Here is a 16,155-nt window from a genome sequence, read left to right on the forward strand (position 1 = left end):
TACCCGTCAGGCCTGGTGGCCTGATGTACGGCTCATCATATGAAAAAATTATGCCAACTTTTCTCAAACGCGAAAATCAACAGATTGCCGGGGCAGGCTGACACGATTCTGCACGCCGGGAAAAGTTTGCACCAGAATGAATCACCAAAATGGTGCATTGTGCTGTGGTGGTGCAGGCACAGTGTGCATCAGAGTGATAATAAGGGAAAGAAAGGATTAAGGAATTGTTAACGGCGTCAAAAAAGCCGGGCGGGTAGCAGGCATAAAAAAGGCGGGATAACCCGCCTGTTTGAGCATTACTCGATATTTGATTCGATAAACCACAGGAACTTATCAAGGTCACGCGATGCGGCAGTAAAGATATCGGCCGTATCTTCGTCTTTCACTTCACTGATGGCTTTACGCGTATCGTTAGCGACGACGGCGTAACGATCGGCCAGCGCTTTCAGGTGATCCTGTACGCTGTGAATATTCAGCGGATAGCTTTTCAGCGGTGACTTGTCGTTAACCACCTGCGTGGTGCCCAGCGCAACGCCGCCCAGCTGTACCACACGTTCTGCAATGGTGTCCTGGTGATCGGTAATCGCGGTACGGAAGCCATCCAGCATTTCATGTACGCCAATGAAGTTCGCGCCACGCATGTTCCAGTGCGCCTGCTTGGTGATCAGCGACAGGTCAATAAATTCCACGACCAGACGGTTGAGCACCTCGATGGTAGCTTTCTTCTCGCTATCAGCCACGTCATTGCGGGTATAAATCAGATCGGAAGATTTTGTTTTAACCAGTTTTGCGGTACTCATCATTAATGTCCTCTTATTGATGGTTGTCCTAATCAAGCACGGGAATAAGTATAGCAGCAGTTTTTCGCTCTGCAGGATTGATTAAATCAATGACAGGAATAGCTAAAGCTTAATGTTAAGCCGCGAAAATAGCGGTTTTATTAAAATCGATTAAAATCAGTTTGTTATGGTGAATGTTAATTAATCTTCTATCATGTTGCAAAATAATAACAGCTTACCGTGTGGCTATTTAAGAAATGATAATGAGAATGTGTCTATATACAGCCGGTTAAATAACCGGCTGACCTGTACGGCTTATTGCGGCGTGTTGATATCCACTTCATTTATATGTGCCGCTTTCTGTTTCATGGTGAGCGTCGAGCCGGCAGACGCGGCGATGATCGCCAGTAGCGCCAGCCATTGCTGCAGCGTCAGCAGCTCGCCGAGGAACAGCATGCCGGAGAGCGCCGCCATCGCCGGTTCCAGACTCATCAGCGTGCCGAAAATGCGCGCCGGCAGACGCGTCAGCGCCATCATTTCCAGCGAGTACGGAATGGCGCTGGAGAGCAGGGCGATGAGCAACGCCAGCGGCAGAATTTCCCACTGCCAGATACCGGGCGCGGCAAAGGTCAGACCGAGCGGCACAAAAATCACTGAGGCGATCAGCGAGCCCATTGCCACCGTGGCCGGGCCGTGTTCCGCGCCTGCCCGCTGGCCCGCCAGAATATACACCGCCCAGCAGGCGCCGGCACCCACGGCCAGTAGCGCGCCGGTGGGATCGATATGGCTGAGGCCATGACCAATCGGCAGCAGGAACCACAGGCCGGTGACCGCCAGCAGCACCCAGAGAAAATCCAGCGGACGGCGTGCGCCGGCCAGCGCCAGCGTCAGCGGGCCGAGAAACTCCAGCCCCACTGCTACGCCCAGCGGCACGGTGCGGATCGAGAGATAGAACAGGTAATTCATGCTGCCCAGCGCCAGTCCATACATCAGCAGCGGTTTGCGCTGCTTTGCACTGAAGCGCAGGCGCCAGGGTTTGAAAATCGCGCACAGGATGAGCGTGCCCAGTCCCAGACGCAGCGCGGTAATGCCAGGCGCACCGACGGTGGGAAACAGCGATTTCGCCAGCGATGCGCCGCCCTGCAGCGACAGCATGGCGATCAGTAATACGGCAACCGGCAGCACTACCGGCGCCAGTTTGGGGTGGGAAAGAGGTGCAGACATCCTGTGATCAATTCCTGTGATGATGAATAACCAGGCAACGAGTAGCCAGTGTAAAGCAATCGGCGGGAAATAAGGAGGCGGCTGAGGTAATGATGCGGGGTTTCTGTCACCGCTTTATCATCGGGCGCGGCCGCCTCGCATCATCTGGCGTCAGTGACACCTCATTTACACCGCTTTTCGGGCGAAATTTCCGGCGAATAAAGCGCGACGGCGGAAAAAATGCACCAGCGACTGGCTGAAAAAACGCCATTTTCAGGGCCATTTCCGTAAAGAAATGTCAGGTTAGTTTAGGAATTTACTTAAACCGATAATTTTCTGTGCGCAGGATTATTGCAGAAAGATGATGCTTTTTATAAGAAAAATGAATGACATACGAAAGTTCATTAACTTTCTGTTACACCAAACAATCTGTTAGACAACAAAATGCGGGCAGAGTTTCTTGCTAAGTTTTGTTATATTTTTAGCGTTGTCAGGAGAGAAGTATATTCACATTTGAGGTGGTTATGAAAAAAATTGCATGTCTTTCAGCACTGGCTTGTGTACTGGCAGTTTCCGCTGGTTCCGCCATGGCACAGAGCACCGTTTCTGCCGGCTACGCGCAGAGCGACTATCAGGGCGTTGCTAACAAAGCTAACGGCTTCAACCTGAAATACCGCTACGAAGACGGTTCTAACCCACTGGGTTGGATCGGTTCTTTCACCTACACCGAAAAAGATCGCACTGAAGATGGCGTGTACAACAAAGGTCAGTACTACGGCATCACCGGTGGTCCGGCTTACCGTCTGAACGACTGGGCCAGCATCTACGGCGTAGTAGGTATCGGCTACGGCAAATACCAGCAGAACCAGACTGCCGGTCAGTCTAAAACCGACAGCAGCGACGTAGGCTTCTCTTACGGCGCAGGTATGCAGTTCAACCCAATCCAGAACGTTGCTCTGGACGTGGGCTACGAGCAGAGCCGCATCCGTAACGTCGACGTGGGCACCTGGATTGCTGGCGTAGGTTACAGCTTCTAAGTTTTTGCTTAGACCAGAGTTGCACAGAAACGGCCCTTTACGGGCCGTTTTTTTATGCCTGAAAACGCTGCCGTGAAGGGCGTTTTTCGCAGGCAAAATAAAACCCGCTGCAGGCAGCGGGTCAGACTGTGAAGCCCTGAGGAAACTCAGCCGCGCCAGATCAGATTCGGGCAGGGCTGCGCGGCGATTTTTTTGCCGGTCAGTTTTTCAAGCAGCATCAGGCGCAGGGCAAAAGGCGAGCGGCTAAACAGACACAACAGCGACTTCAGCTCAAAAGCCGGTTTGCTTTGTACGGTCTGGAAGCATTTGCCGCAGTCGAGGCAGCTTTTCATCGTGCTCATCTTTACCTCCTGGAAAACGGGTAACTCAACAGTAAGCACAGCCCTGCAATAAACAGCAGGAAAAGGAGCAGCAACAGCCAGGGTTCGTTCATCGTTGCCTCCTTTGTAGGCTATTCGCTTACAACATGTACAAAGATAGCACTGGCTATACTCTTTAGCCAACACTATTCAGGAAAAATTTGTGCTTATTTGTGCCTGGTTTACAATGAGCGCAGCCAGCCCGCACCGCAGGTAAAGTGCGGCAGATAATAAAGAGGAAGCTGAATGAGTCGTCGTGCGAAAAGCGCCACCCACATGCCCCAGGGGCCGCTGAAAGATATTGAGGAGCATGTCGAAGGATTTCGCCAGGTACGCGAAGCGCATCGCCGTGAGCTGATTGATGATTACGTTGAGTTAATCTCTGATTTAATTCGTGAATTTGGCGAGGCGCGCCAGGTCGACATGGCGGCACGCCTGGGCGTTTCGCAGCCGACCGTGGCCAAAATGCTGAAGCGTCTCAGTACCACCGGTCTGGTTGAGCAGGTGCCGTATCGCGGCGTGTTCCTCACCCCGGAAGGCGAGAAGCTGGCTGAAGCCAGTCGCGTGCGCCATCACATCGTTGAAACCTTTCTGCTGGCGCTGGGCGTCAGTCCGGAAACCGCCCGCCGGGATTCCGAAGGGCTCGAGCATCACGTCAGTGATGAAACCCTCGCCGTGTTCCAGAAATTTTACGAGAATCGCTAACCTACAAGGCCTTCTGCCATCATGCCCATCGTGCTTCGTTCCTTAATGCGTGACCGCGTTTTGCATTTACTGTTGCTGTTGGGCGTGATTCTGTTGCCGCTGGCGGATTACCGCTGGCCGCAGCTGCCCGCCGCCGTTGACTGGCACACCATCATGACGCTCACCGGTTTGCTGATGCTGACAAAAGGGCTGGAAAACAGCGGCTATTTTGATGTGCTCGGTGCGCGGCTGGCGCAGGGCTTCCAGCACGAACGCACGCTGGCGCTGTTTATGGTGTGTGCGGCGGCGCTGCTCTCGACCTTCCTGACCAATGATGTGGCGCTGTTTATCCTGGTGCCGCTCACGCTGACGCTGCGCAAGTTCTCGCGCCTGCCCATCTCCCGGCTGATCATCTTTGAAGCGCTGGCGGTCAACGCCGGCTCGTTGCTGACGCCGGTCGGCAACCCGCAAAATATCCTGCTGTGGAGCCACGGCACGCTCAGCGTGGCCGGTTTTATCGGTCAGATGGCGCCGCTGGCGGCGATGCTGATGCTGACGCTGGTGGTGCTGACGTGGTTTAGCTTCCCGGCGCGCAGCATTGAGAAGCATGATGCACCAGGCAACCAGCAGTGGCAGAAACCGCTGTTTATCGTCAGCGTCCTGCTGTACGTGGTGTTTATCGTCGCGCTGGAGCTGAAACTCACCGGCTGGGCACTGCTGCTGGTTGCGGCCTGTTTTCTGCTGATGGCGCGTCAGGTGCTAGCGACCATCGACTGGAGCCTGCTGCTGGTGTTCGTGGCGATGTTCATTGATGTCTTTTTACTGATGCACCTGCCAGTTCTGCAGCCGCATTTTGCCGCCATCGGTCAGCTGGGCGAGGGCGGTATCTATCTGCTGGCGATTGGCCTGTCACAGGTGATCAGTAACGTACCGGCCACCATTCTGCTGTTACAAAAAGTCCCGCCTTCCGAGGTGCTGGCCTGGGCGGTGAATATCGGCGGTTTTGGCCTGCTGCCGGGATCGCTGGCCAACCTGATTGCGCTGCGCATGGCACAGGACGCCAAAGTGTGGTGGCGTTTCCATCTGTTTTCCCTGCCGATGCTTGCCTGGTCGATGCTGTGCGGCTGGCTGTTGTTACAGCTGCTGCGTTAACCCTGACCAACCTGTCCGCCTCTGCAAGACGCGCTGATTTATCAGCGCGTTAAGTGATGTGGCAGAAAATGCGTCGGATGTTAGCTTATGTAAAGTTACACTGGCATTTGTCAATTTCCCATCTAAGGTTAAGTTGACCGTTTCGCCCCGGGGATCGGGATTACCAGCCAGTGATGACAAATTATGAGTGAAAACCACAATCCGCCATCCGCCGATGAGCAAAAAGACAACAACACGTCAGATTCCAGTCAGGATAACGAGCAATCACCCCGTAAACGCCCCGGCAAAAAGCCGCTGATCATTCTGGCGATTGTGGTGGTGATTATGCTGCTGGTGGGATTCTGGTTCTGGTTTAGCACGCGCAACATTGAAACCACCGATGATGCGTTCACCGAAGGCGATGCCGTGACCATCGCGCCCAAAGCGTCGGGCTACGTGGTGCAGCTGCTGGTAAAAGATAACCAGCGGGTGAAGAAGGGCGATCTGCTGGTGCTGATCGACCCGCGTGATAACGCCGCACAGCGCGATCAGGCCAAAGCACAGCTCGGTCTGGCGCAGGCGCAGCTGCATCAGGCGCAGGCGCAGCTGGCGCTGGCGCGAGTGCAATATCCGGCGCAGCGCGATCAGGCGCTGGCCGACCAGGCGCGGGCGCAGGCCAATTTACTCAATGCGCAGGCAGATTACCGTCGTCAGCGCGGTGTTGACCCGCGCGCGACCTCGCAGCGCAATATCGATACCGCCGCCGCGCAGTTACGCTCGGCTGAAGCGCAGCTGCAAAGCGCCAAAGCGCAGGTCGAAGTGGCCTCGCAGGTGCAGTTGCAGATTCGCCAGCAGGAAACCAATGTTGAAGCGCGGCAGCAGCAGGTCGAACAAGCCCGGGCTCAGCTCAACACTGCCGAGCTTAACCTCTCTTACACCGAAGTACGCGCGCCGTATGACGGTTTCGTCACCAAACGCAACGTGCAGCCCGGTACGCTGGTGCAGGCCGGCAGCGCGCTGTTTTCGCTGGTATCGCCGGATATCTGGATCACCGCCAACTTCAAAGAGTCGCAGCTGGCGCGCATGAATCCGGGCGATAAAGTGGAGATTGGCGTTGATGCCTGGCCGGACATGAAGCTGGAAGGGCACGTTGACAGCGTACAGATGGGCTCCGGCTCGCGCTTCTCTACCTTCCCGGCCGAGAACGCCACCGGTAACTACGTGAAGATTGTGCAACGCGTGCCGGTGAAAATTGTGATTGATAAAGGGCTCGACCCGAATCATCCGCTGCCGCTTGGCCTGTCGGTTGAACCGAAGGTGACGGTTGAATGAGTGCGAGCGAAAGCTGGCGTCCGGCCAGCAATCCCTGGCTGGTTGCCATCACGGTAACGCTGGCGGTGTTCATGGAAATTCTGGACACCACCATCGTTAACGTCGCACTGCCGCACATCGCCGGGTCGCTGTCATCCAGCTACGATGAATCCACCTGGGTACTGACCTCCTATCTGGTCGCTAACGGCATTGTGCTGCCGATCTCGGCCTTTTTCAGCCGCCTGTTTGGGCGCAAGCAGTTCTTTCTGATCTGCATCGTGATGTTTACTATCTGCTCCTTCCTGTGCGGCATTGCCACCGAGCTGTGGCAAATCATTCTTTTCCGCGTGCTGCAGGGCTTCTTCGGCGGCGGGCTGCAACCGGTGCAGCAGTCGGTGCTGCTGGATTACTTCAAGCCGGAAGATCGCGGTAAGGCTTTTGGCCTGTCATCGATTGCCATTATTGTCGCGCCGGTAATTGGCCCGACGCTCGGTGGCTGGATCACTGATAACTACAGCTGGCGCTGGGTGTTCTTTATTAATATTCCGGTGGGGATCCTCACGGTGCTGGCGATCTATCAGTTGCTGGAAGATCCGCCGTGGGAGCGCAAGTGGGCGAAGGGCCGGCTGAAAATCGACTATATCGGTATCAGCCTGATTACCCTGGGTCTCGGCTGTTTGCAGGTGTTTCTCGATCGCGGTGAAGACGAAGACTGGTTCGCTTCACACTTCATTCGCCTGTTTGCCATGCTGGCGGCCGTCGGCATCGTCGGTGCGGTTTACTGGCTGCTGTATGCACGCAAGCCAGTGGTGGATATCACGGTGATGAAGGATCGTAACTTCTGGGTGGCCGGTCTGCTGATGGCGGGCATGGCGATGATTCTTTATGGCAGCTCGGTGGTGTTACCGCAGCTGGCGCAGCAGGATCTGGGTTATACCGCCACCTGGTCCGGGCTGGTGCTGTCGCCCGGCGCGGTCCTGATCGTGCTCACCATCCCGCTGGTGCTGAAGCTGATGCCGATTGTGCAGACGCGCTACATCATCGCCTTTGGCTTTACCTGTCTGGCGCTGGCCTTCTTCTATTCCAGCACCCTGACGCCCAACGTGGATTTCACCACGCTGGTGCTGATGCGCAGCGCGCAGTCGATTGGCCTCGGCTTCCTGTTTGTGCCGCTCACCACCATTGCCTTTATCACCGTCCCGCAGCGCCTGAATGCAGATGCTTCCGCGCTGTTCACCATGTTCCGTAACGTGGCCGGTTCGATCGGCATCTCGCTGGCCACTGCCGGCATCACCGAACGTGAACAGGTGCGATCGGCCCACATGGTGCACAACATGTCGCCGCTCAATGAGCAGTTCAACCTCACGCTGCAGCACTGGGCGCAGGCGATTCGTGACTTTACCAGTGCGGTGGGCGATCCGCTGACGCTGGCCAGCGGTCAGCTCTATCAGGAGATGATTGCCCAGGCGCGTATTCTGGCTTACATCGACGTGTTCATGGGCCTGAGCATTGTCGCCGTGCTATTGATTCCTTTTTGTTGGTTGCTTTCGCCGATCAAGAGCGAAGGCAGTGCAGGAGCACATTAACATGATCACCTCTTCGCGCGTTACGCCGTCGCTGACGCTGCTGGCGCTGTCCATGCTGCTGGCGGGTTGTGCCGTCGGGCCCGATTATCAGCCGCCGCAGGCGCACACGCCCGGTAGCTACCGTGATTTGCCCTCTCAGGAAGCCTCAAAACCGCTGGCGTCCGCGACCAATCCTTCATGGTGGAAAAGCTTTAACGACCCGCAGCTCGATAGCCTGATTGAGCGCGCCATCGCCGGCAACCTGACGCTGCAACAGTCGGTGCTGCGCATCGCCGGTGCGCGCGAACAGCTGGCGCAGGCACGTGGCGGGCTGTTCCCGTCGCTTAACGGCTCGGCCAAAGTGACGCGTCAGCAGCTCGGCCTGAAAGGCATGCTGAAATCCAACGGGGTATACGATCAGGTGGATGATGACGTGGCGGATCAGCTCAACGGCCTGACCCATTCGGTCACGCTGTATCAGGGCAGCTTTGACGCCAGCTGGGAACTGGATTTATGGGGCAAAGTACGACGCCAGATGGAGATGGCGGACGCGCAGCAGCAGGCGGCGATTGAGCAGCGTAACGATGCGCTGGTGTCGCTGGAAGCTGAGGTCGCGCGCGCGTATCTGCAGCTGCGCGGCGCGCAGGCGGTGCTGGCGACGCTGCAACAGCAGATTAACGTGGCGCAGCAAACCTGGGAGCTGACGCAGAGCCAGCAGCGTAACGGTCTGGCGCCGCTCACCGACGTTGAGAATGCCCGTGCGCAGCTGGCCTCCCTTAACGCGCAGCTGCCACAGTATCAGGCCCAGGAACGTCAGGCGATGAACGGGCTGGCAATGCTGCTGGGCAAAACGCCGGGCGCGCTGGATAACGAACTGATGAGCAGCAAAGCGCTGCCGGCGTTGCCGAAGCTGGTGGCGGTGGGCATTCCGTCTACGCTGGCGCGTCGTCGTCCGGATATCCGCCAGGCCGAAGCGAATCTGCATGCGCAGACCGCCAATATCGGCGTATCAGTCGCGAACCTGTTCCCCAGCCTGTCGCTTACCGGGCAGCTGGGCGTGCGCAACACCGATGCCAGCTACCTTGACGACTGGAGCAGCCACTTCTTCAGCGTCGGCCCGACGCTGTCGATCCCGATTTTTCAGGGCGGACGTCTGGTTTCCAGTGTGAAACTGGCGCGCGCGCAGCAGGCGAGCGCGGCGCTCGATTATCGCCAGACGGTATTGACGGCGCTGCAGGATGTGGAAAATGCGCTGGTCAGCTACCGCGCCGATCAGCAGCAGGTCACCGCGCTGGATGAGACCACCGGCGCACTGCAGCGCGCCTTTGACCTCGCCAGTGACAGTTACAAACAGGGCATCTCCACCTTCCTTGAGGTGCTGGATGCCCAGCGTCAGCTGGCGCAGTCGCAGGCGCAATCCACCCAGGCGCGCATGCAAAGCGCGCTGGACCTGGTAGCGCTGTATAAAGCGCTGGGCGGCGGCTGGGAGCCGTATCAGCAGGTGACGCTGCCGGACTATGACGTCTTTGGTCCGGCCACCGCAGTCAATTAATCTGCCATCGCTGACCGCATTCACTGCGTGCGGTCAGCGCCTTCCGTGAAATAAATATTCTCCCTTCTGTTTGTTGTGCAAAATTTGCACTGCCTTCTCTGCGCCCTGAATCAGGTTGTGTGATCATTATCTCAATTAAAGGCAAAGATAATGACCCGTGGCGCAAAATTTAAATTTCATATTTATTCATTGTGGTTGAAATAATCTATTTTAAGGCTTCTTATCTCAGGAAAGGAGTTGGTTATGTCCCGCGAAACCTGGATGACGCCCAATCCGGCATCAGGGCCAAACAGCAGCACGCGCACCGAGCCTTTTGTGAAGGTCATTGCGCTGATTGCCACCCTCGGTGGTTTGCTGTTTGGCTACGACACCGGCGTGATCTCTGGCGCACTGTTATTCATGGGCGACGATCTGCATCTCACCCCATTTACCACCGGGCTGGTGACCAGCAGCCTGCTGTTTGGCGCGGCGTTTGGCGCACTGGCTTCCGGTCACTTTGCCGCCGCGGTCGGGCGGAGAAAAATTATTCTGGTACTTGCGATTATTTTTGCACTCGGCGCGCTGGGTACCGCACTGGCACCCGATGTCAGCTGGATGATTTTCTTCCGCCTGGTTCTTGGCGTGGCCGTGGGCGGTGCGTCCGCCACCGTACCGGTGTATATCGCCGAAATGGCACCGGCCAACAAACGGGGTCAGCTGGTGACCATGCAGGAGCTGATGATCGTTTCCGGCCAGATGCTGGCCTATATGTCGAACGCCGGCTTCAACGCGGCCTGGGGGGGCGACACGACCTGGCGCTGGATGCTGGCGGTCGCCACGCTGCCGGCGGTGCTGCTGTGGTTCGGGATGATGTTTATGCCGGACACGCCGCGCTGGTATGCCATGAAAGGCCGTCTCGCTGAGGCGCGCAAGGTTCTGGAACGCACCCGCGCGCGCGAAGACGTTGAGTGGGAGATGATGGAGATCGAAGAGACGCTGTCGGACGAGCAACAGCAGCGTCCGCGTCTGCGGGAACTGCGCCAGCCATGGCTGATCAAACTGTTCCTGATCGGTATCGGTATTGCCGCCATCCAGCAACTGACCGGCGTAAATACCATCATGTACTACGCGCCGACCATGCTGAAAGCAGTGGGGATGAGCAATGACACTGCGCTGTTTGCCACCATTGCCAATGGCGCGGTCTCGGTATTAATGACCTTTGTGGGGATCTGGCTGCTGGGGCGCATCGGTCGCCGCACCATGGCGATGATAGGTCAGTTTGGTTGTACCGCTTGTCTGGTGTTTATTGGCACCGTCAGTTACCTGATGCCGGAAACAGTTAACGGTCAGCCGGATATCTTGCGCAGTTATATGGTGCTGCTGGGCATGCTGATGTTTCTGAGTTTCCAGCAGGGCGCGTTATCGCCGGTGACCTGGCTGCTGCTGTCAGAAATTTTCCCCACACGGTTACGCGGTATTTTTATGGGCGGCGCGGTATTTGCGTTGTGGATCGTCAATTTTCTTATTTCTCTGCTGTTCCCGGTTCTGCTGGCGTCGGTTGGCTTATCCGGCGCGTTCTTTATTTTCGCGCTGATTGGCATAAGCGGCGCGATTTTTGTTATTCGCTGGGTACCGGAAACACGCCATCGTTCACTGGAGCAGATTGAACATTATTTGCACGACCGGCTGTCTGATGCGCCGGCGCCCCAGCTATTGCGACCGGCAGTGAAGAAAAGCGGATAACCACAGACATACGATTTTTGCATGATGGCCGGTGAACAACCGGCCTTTTTTTATTTATTTAATGGCAAAATGAGATATTGCTCGCATCTGTGACGCTAATGCCATCCGCGTTAAAAACGGATTTTACTTACACTATTAATGTTTTTTTACCTTTATGCTGACTACTGCCTCAGCGCACAATAAGCGCTAAACGCTTGTTTCCTACGCGTGAATAAGCAATGAAATCGATTCCAGTTCCAGCCGGTGGTACTGAACCGCTGATGTTAATTCACCGTTAATTCACGCCGCACATTGGGTTTAAACGCGCCTGCCAGGAATAGGCTAATCCATTCGGATTAATCCGGTCTGCAAAATTAATTTATTTTTTTATTTGAATTGGGTAATCTTGCCACTACAGTTTATTTAACCCCCTTAAGCAAGGACATTGTGATGAGTGACGCATTTAAAGTTCTGAACAACATTCGCACATTACGTGCACAGGCTCGTGAACTGCCACTGAGCGATCTGGAAGAAATTCTGGAAAAATTAACCGTCGTGGTGACTGAGCGCCGCGACGAAGTTGAAGCGGAAGAAGCGCAGAACCGCGAAAAAGAAGAGAAGCTGTCTAAATACCGTGAAATGCTGCTGGCAGACGGTATCGACCCGAACGAATTACTGGGTGCACTGGAAACCGGTAAAAAACGCGCCAAGCGTGCGCCGCGTCCGGCGAAATATTCTTACACCGACGAAAACGGTGAAGAGAAATCATGGACCGGTCAGGGCCGTACCCCAGCTGCGATTAAAAAAGCGCTGGATGCAGGTAAAAGCCTCGACAGCTTCCTGATCAAATAATCTGCACAATCCTTGTAAGCGGGAGCCGGAGGCGTCAGCGTCTCCGGCTTTTTTATTGGCCTCGCTCCAGGCACGGGCGGCGGTTCATTTCCCGCGCCGTGGATAACCTGTCCGGCACGGTCGCAATTATTTTACCTCTGGCAACAAGGTGTTCTCCGCCTTGCCTCTGCGTATCCGGGTGCAGAGGTGGCTCATCCAGGCCGCTTCTGGCATAATGCCCGCTGTTTTTTCCTCCACTGCGTAACAAAGGTCAATGCCGTGTTAGTTTCCAGCAATATCACTATGCAGTTCGGCAGTAAGCCACTGTTTGAGAATATCTCCGTTAAATTTGGCGGCGGTAATCGTTACGGTTTAATCGGTGCGAACGGCAGCGGTAAATCGACCTTCATGAAAATACTGGGCGGCGACCTGGTTCCGACTAACGGAAATGTTTCCCTCGACCCTAATGAGCGCATCGGTAAGCTTCGCCAGGATCAGTTTGCTTTCGAGCAATATAGCGTGCTGGATACCGTGATTATGGGTCACCAGGAATTGTGGGCGGTGAAGCAGGAGCGCGATCGCATATATGCATTGCCGGAAATGAGCGAAGAGGAAGGCTATAAAGTCGCCGACCTTGAGGTCGCCTACGGTGAAATGGACGGTTACAGTGCCGAATCACGCGCCGGAGAATTATTACTCGGCGTGGGCATTCCGGTGGAGCAGCATTACGGTCCGATGAGTGAAATTGCCCCAGGCTGGAAATTGCGTGTGCTGCTGGCGCAGGCATTATTTGCTAACCCGGATATTTTGTTACTCGACGAACCGACCAACAACCTGGATATTGACACCATTCGCTGGCTGGAGCAGGTGCTTAACGAACGTGACAGTACCATGATCATCATTTCGCATGACCGTCACTTCCTGAATATGGTGTGTACGCACATGGCGGATCTGGATTACGGTGAGCTGCGCGTTTATCCCGGCAATTATGACGAATATATGACGGCGGCGACCCAGGCGCGCGAGCGTTTATTAGCGGATAACGCCAAGAAGAAAGCGCAAATTGCCGATCTGCAATCCTTCGTTAGCCGCTTTAGCGCCAACGCCTCAAAATCGCGTCAGGCCACTTCGCGCGCGAAGCAGATTGATAAAATCAAACTGGATGAGGTAAAAGCCTCCAGCCGTCAGAACCCGTATATTCGTTTCGAGCAGGATAAAAAGCTGTTCCGTAATGCGCTGGAAGTGGAAGCGCTGACTAAAGGATTTGATAACGGCCCGCTGTTTAAAAATCTTAACCTGCTGCTGGAAGTGGGTGAGAAACTGGCCATCCTCGGCGCCAACGGTATTGGTAAATCCACGCTGCTGAAAACGCTGGTCGGCGAACTGCAGCCGGATAGCGGCACGGTAAAATGGTCGGAGAATGCGCGCATTGGTTACTACGCGCAGGATCACGCCGAAGATTTTGCTGACGACCTGAGCGTGTTCGACTGGATGAGCCAGTGGAAGCAGGAAGGCGACGACGAGCAGGCGGTGCGCAGTATTCTTGGTCGTCTGCTGTTCAGCCACGACGACATCAAGAAGCCAGCGAAAGTGCTGTCCGGTGGTGAGAAGGGCCGCATGCTGTTTGGCAAGCTGATGATGCAGAAGCCAAACATCCTGGTGATGGACGAACCGACCAACCACCTGGATATGGAGTCGATCGAGTCACTGAACATGGCGCTGGAGATGTACGAAGGCACGCTGATTTTCGTCTCGCACGACCGTGAGTTCGTCAGCTCGCTGGCGACGCGCGTCATCGAGATGAAAGGCGATCGCATCGTTGACTTTACCGGCAACTACGAAGATTACCTGCGCAGCCAGGGCATCGTCTAACGGCGTAGCCGTTTAGCAGCCGCCATCATCAGCGGCGCAATTTATCGCCTGATAAATTGCGCCGCTCAGCAATACCTGACGCTTATGTCACGCCCCGGCGTTATTCCTCACGCTTGCCACACACTTCACATTGCGCATCCTGCGCCACTTTCAGGCTGCGAAACTCGGCGCTCATCGCATCGTACATCAGCAGTCGCGCGCTGGCCGGCTGGCCAAAGGCGCTCAGCACCTTTAGCGTTTCCATCGCCTGCATCGCACCCACCACGCCGACCAGCGGAGCCATCACGCCGGCTTCGACACAGCTCAGCGTCTGCTCGCCGAACAGACGGCTGATGCAGCGGTAGCAGGGCTCGCCGGGCTGCCAGGTAAACACGCTGAGCTGGCCTTCCATGCGGATGGCGGCGCCGGAGATCAGCGGCACCCGATGCTGAAAACATCCGCGGTTCACCTGTTCGCGCGTGGAGACATTGTCGCTGCAGTCCAGCACCGCATCGTGACGCGCAATCAGTTCGCCGAGCGCGGCTTCATCCAGCTGCGCATCGATCGCCTCCAGCGTGCAGTGTGGATTGAGCGCCGCCAGCTGCTGACGGGCCGAGGCGACTTTTGCCATGCCGATGCGCTCATCGCTGTGCAGAATCTGGCGCTGCAGATTACTCAGGCTGACGCGATCGAAATCCAGCAGCGTCAGATGACCGACGCCGGCGGCGGCAAGATAGGGCGCGGCAGCACAGCCCAGTCCGCCCAGGCCAACGATAAGCACCCGTGAGGCTTTCAGCCGTTCCTGGCCGTCGAAATCGAAGCCGCGCAGCACAATCTGCCGGTTGTAGCGCAGCATCTCTTCATCGCTCAGCTCTGTGTGCATTAGCCCTCCAGCAGGCTGTTGAAGGCCTCGACATCAACCCATTCGCCCGGCTCAACGTCACCACGATCGCGCTCCAGCACAATAAAGCAGTCGGCCAGCGCAAAGGAACTGAACACGTGCGAGCCCTGCGCACCGGTGCTGCGTACTTCCAGTACGCCATCATCGCCGCGACTGAGGATGCCGCGCTGAAAATCGAGTCGGCCCGGCGCTTTCTTCAGACGCTGCGTTGCGCGCGCGCGCTGGCGCAGCGGCATGATGCGCGTGGTCTGGCCGGTCAGCGTGGCCAGCAGCGGCTGCACCAGCTGATAGAAGGTCACGGCCGCCGACACCGGATTGCCCGGCAACCCGCAGAACCAGCTGTTGGCCAGACGGCCAAAGGCAAACGGCTTGCCGGGTTTAATCGCCAGTTTCCAGAAGGTAATTGCACCCAGCTCTTCGAGCATCGCTTTGGTGAAATCCGCTTCGCCCACCGACACACCGCCGGTGCTGATCACCACGTCGGCCTGGCGATCGGCTTCGCTGAAGGCCTGGCGCAGCTTAGCGGGATCATCAGCGATCACGCCGAGGTCGATCACCTCGCAGCCAAGTTTGCGCAGCATCAGCGCCACGGTGAAGCGGTTGGTGTCATAAATCTGGCCTTCAGCCAGCGGCTGGCCGACCGCCTGCAGTTCGTCACCGGTGGAGAAAATGGCCACGCGCAGCTTACGCAGCACGCTGACCTCCGCAATACCCAGCGACGCCAGCAGCGGCAGCTCCGCCGCACCAAGCCGCACGCCGGCATCCAGTACCTGCTTACCGGCCTGAATATCCTCCCCGATGCGGCGAATATTTTGCCCGGCACGCACTGGCGCGGTGATGACAATGCCGCAGTCACGCGATTCGGTTTGCTCCTGCATCACCACGGCGTCACAGCCGGCAGGAATCGGTGCGCCGGTCATGATGCGAATCACGCTGCCGGCTGGCCACTCGCCATTAAACGGGGCGCCGGCAAACGCTTTGCCCGCTACCGGCAACACGCGGTCAGCGGACAGGTCGCTCAGACGCAGCGCGTAGCCGTCCATCGCGGAGTTATCGAACGGCGGCACGTCCAGCGGCGAAATCACCGGCTTCGCGGTAATGCGCCCGGCGGCATCGGCCAGCGCGACGCTCAGGCAATCACTAATCGGTTGCAGCTGCTGCAGCATTTTCTGCTGCGCGTCTTCAAGGGAAATCAGTCCGGCGGTAAAAGGTTCCATGTCCATCTCTGTCGGGTTAAAGGCGAATGCTGC

The 16,155-nt window shown here is 56.6% G+C and carries 14 protein-coding genes; 9 read left to right on the plus strand and 5 right to left on the minus strand.

Annotation, left to right across the window (positions count from 1 at the left end; genetic code table 11):
* Positions 1 to 296 precede the first annotated feature (296 nt).
* Together dps and rhtA are read right to left on the minus strand one after the other, a co-directional pair.
* Entirely contained in the window at positions 297 to 800 is a 504-nt protein-coding gene (gene dps / locus CBW22_RS07780; RefSeq protein ID WP_021508421.1) for a DNA starvation/stationary phase protection protein Dps, read from the minus strand.
* 294 nt (positions 801 to 1,094) lie between these two features.
* Positions 1,095 to 2,003: a threonine/homoserine exporter RhtA gene (gene rhtA / locus CBW22_RS07785; protein ID WP_088516391.1), complete on the minus strand. Its 909-nt coding sequence runs from the start codon at positions 2,001 to 2,003 to the stop codon at positions 1,095 to 1,097.
* A 503-nt stretch (positions 2,004 to 2,506) separates the two neighbouring features.
* Between rhtA and ompX the strand changes: the two genes are divergently transcribed.
* Positions 2,507 to 3,019 (plus strand): outer membrane protein OmpX, encoded by a 513-nt coding sequence (gene ompX / locus CBW22_RS07790; RefSeq protein ID WP_031279869.1) that lies wholly within the window; start codon positions 2,507 to 2,509, stop codon positions 3,017 to 3,019.
* A 146-nt stretch (positions 3,020 to 3,165) separates the two neighbouring features.
* Here the strand turns inward: ompX and CBW22_RS07795 are convergent, their stop codons facing one another.
* Positions 3,166 to 3,360 carry a hypothetical protein gene (locus CBW22_RS07795; RefSeq protein ID WP_021508417.1) on the minus strand — a complete coding sequence of 65 codons (195 nt, stop codon included), beginning with the start codon at positions 3,358 to 3,360 and terminating at the stop codon, positions 3,166 to 3,168.
* Positions 3,361 to 3,624: 264 nt separating this feature from the next.
* On the opposite strand from CBW22_RS07795, the gene mntR reads away from it, so the two are divergent.
* From mntR to CBW22_RS07835, 8 genes are all read left to right on the plus strand, one after another.
* Positions 3,625 to 4,083, plus strand: coding sequence for a manganese-binding transcriptional regulator MntR (gene mntR, locus CBW22_RS07800; RefSeq protein WP_021508415.1), 459 nt, complete (start codon positions 3,625 to 3,627; stop codon positions 4,081 to 4,083).
* A 21-nt stretch (positions 4,084 to 4,104) separates the two neighbouring features.
* Entirely contained in the window at positions 4,105 to 5,214 is a 1,110-nt protein-coding gene (locus CBW22_RS07805) for an SLC13 family permease (RefSeq protein WP_088516392.1), read from the plus strand.
* Between the two features lie 183 nt (positions 5,215 to 5,397).
* Positions 5,398 to 6,525 carry an HlyD family secretion protein gene (locus CBW22_RS07810; protein ID WP_021508413.1) on the plus strand — a complete coding sequence of 376 codons (1,128 nt, stop codon included), beginning with the start codon at positions 5,398 to 5,400 and terminating at the stop codon, positions 6,523 to 6,525.
* Positions 6,522 to 8,090 (plus strand): DHA2 family efflux MFS transporter permease subunit, encoded by a 1,569-nt coding sequence (locus CBW22_RS07815; protein WP_058757803.1) that lies wholly within the window; start codon positions 6,522 to 6,524, stop codon positions 8,088 to 8,090. The genes CBW22_RS07810 and CBW22_RS07815 overlap by 4 nt, the downstream gene beginning before the upstream one ends.
* Before the next feature lies 1 nt (position 8,091).
* Complete coding sequence (locus CBW22_RS07820; RefSeq protein WP_088516393.1) at positions 8,092 to 9,621, plus strand: efflux transporter outer membrane subunit; 1,530 nt, start codon at positions 8,092 to 8,094, stop codon at positions 9,619 to 9,621.
* A gap of 243 nt (positions 9,622 to 9,864) precedes the next feature.
* Positions 9,865 to 11,343, plus strand: coding sequence for a sugar porter family MFS transporter (locus CBW22_RS07825; RefSeq protein WP_088516394.1), 1,479 nt, complete (start codon positions 9,865 to 9,867; stop codon positions 11,341 to 11,343).
* A 429-nt stretch (positions 11,344 to 11,772) separates the two neighbouring features.
* A complete protein-coding gene (locus CBW22_RS07830) occupies positions 11,773 to 12,174 on the plus strand; it encodes an H-NS family histone-like protein (RefSeq protein ID WP_021508409.1) in 402 nt (133 codons plus the stop codon).
* A 258-nt stretch (positions 12,175 to 12,432) separates the two neighbouring features.
* Positions 12,433 to 14,025: an ABC-F family ATPase gene (locus CBW22_RS07835; RefSeq protein ID WP_031279866.1), complete on the plus strand. Its 1,593-nt coding sequence runs from the start codon at positions 12,433 to 12,435 to the stop codon at positions 14,023 to 14,025.
* Between the two features lie 100 nt (positions 14,026 to 14,125).
* Here CBW22_RS07835 and moeB read toward each other — a convergent pair whose 3' ends face one another.
* Positions 14,126 to 14,887 carry a molybdopterin-synthase adenylyltransferase MoeB gene (gene moeB / locus CBW22_RS07840; protein WP_088516395.1) on the minus strand — a complete coding sequence of 254 codons (762 nt, stop codon included), beginning with the start codon at positions 14,885 to 14,887 and terminating at the stop codon, positions 14,126 to 14,128.
* Positions 14,887 to 16,122 (minus strand): molybdopterin molybdotransferase MoeA, encoded by a 1,236-nt coding sequence (gene moeA, locus CBW22_RS07845; protein ID WP_303396002.1) that lies wholly within the window; start codon positions 16,120 to 16,122, stop codon positions 14,887 to 14,889. The genes moeB and moeA overlap by 1 nt, the downstream gene beginning before the upstream one ends.
* Between the last annotated feature and the right edge of the window lie 33 nt (positions 16,123 to 16,155).

Source organism: Pantoea sp. VS1, assembly GCF_002207995.1.
In the GTDB taxonomy this organism is placed as follows: Bacteria; Pseudomonadota; Gammaproteobacteria; order Enterobacterales; family Enterobacteriaceae; genus Pantoea; species Pantoea dispersa.

Bases quoted from the DNA above. Each gene is read 5' to 3' on its own strand.
- dps (WP_021508421.1), bottom strand. From the start codon at position 800: ATGAGTACCGCAAAACTGGTTAAAACAAAATCTTCCGATCTGATTTAT.
- rhtA (WP_088516391.1), bottom strand. From the start codon at position 2,003: ATGTCTGCACCTCTTTCCCACCCCAAACTGGCGCCGGTAGTGCTGCCG.
- ompX (WP_031279869.1), top strand. From the start codon at position 2,507: ATGAAAAAAATTGCATGTCTTTCAGCACTGGCTTGTGTACTGGCAGTT.
- CBW22_RS07795 (WP_021508417.1), bottom strand. From the start codon at position 3,360: ATGAGCACGATGAAAAGCTGCCTCGACTGCGGCAAATGCTTCCAGACC.
- mntR (WP_021508415.1), top strand. From the start codon at position 3,625: ATGAGTCGTCGTGCGAAAAGCGCCACCCACATGCCCCAGGGGCCGCTG.
- CBW22_RS07805 (WP_088516392.1), top strand. From the start codon at position 4,105: ATGCCCATCGTGCTTCGTTCCTTAATGCGTGACCGCGTTTTGCATTTA.
- CBW22_RS07810 (WP_021508413.1), top strand. From the start codon at position 5,398: ATGAGTGAAAACCACAATCCGCCATCCGCCGATGAGCAAAAAGACAAC.
- CBW22_RS07815 (WP_058757803.1), top strand. From the start codon at position 6,522: ATGAGTGCGAGCGAAAGCTGGCGTCCGGCCAGCAATCCCTGGCTGGTT.
- CBW22_RS07820 (WP_088516393.1), top strand. From the start codon at position 8,092: ATGATCACCTCTTCGCGCGTTACGCCGTCGCTGACGCTGCTGGCGCTG.
- CBW22_RS07825 (WP_088516394.1), top strand. From the start codon at position 9,865: ATGTCCCGCGAAACCTGGATGACGCCCAATCCGGCATCAGGGCCAAAC.
- CBW22_RS07830 (WP_021508409.1), top strand. From the start codon at position 11,773: ATGAGTGACGCATTTAAAGTTCTGAACAACATTCGCACATTACGTGCA.
- moeB (WP_088516395.1), bottom strand. From the start codon at position 14,887: ATGCACACAGAGCTGAGCGATGAAGAGATGCTGCGCTACAACCGGCAG.
- moeA (WP_303396002.1), bottom strand. From the start codon at position 16,122: ATGGAACCTTTTACCGCCGGACTGATTTCCCTTGAAGACGCGCAGCAG.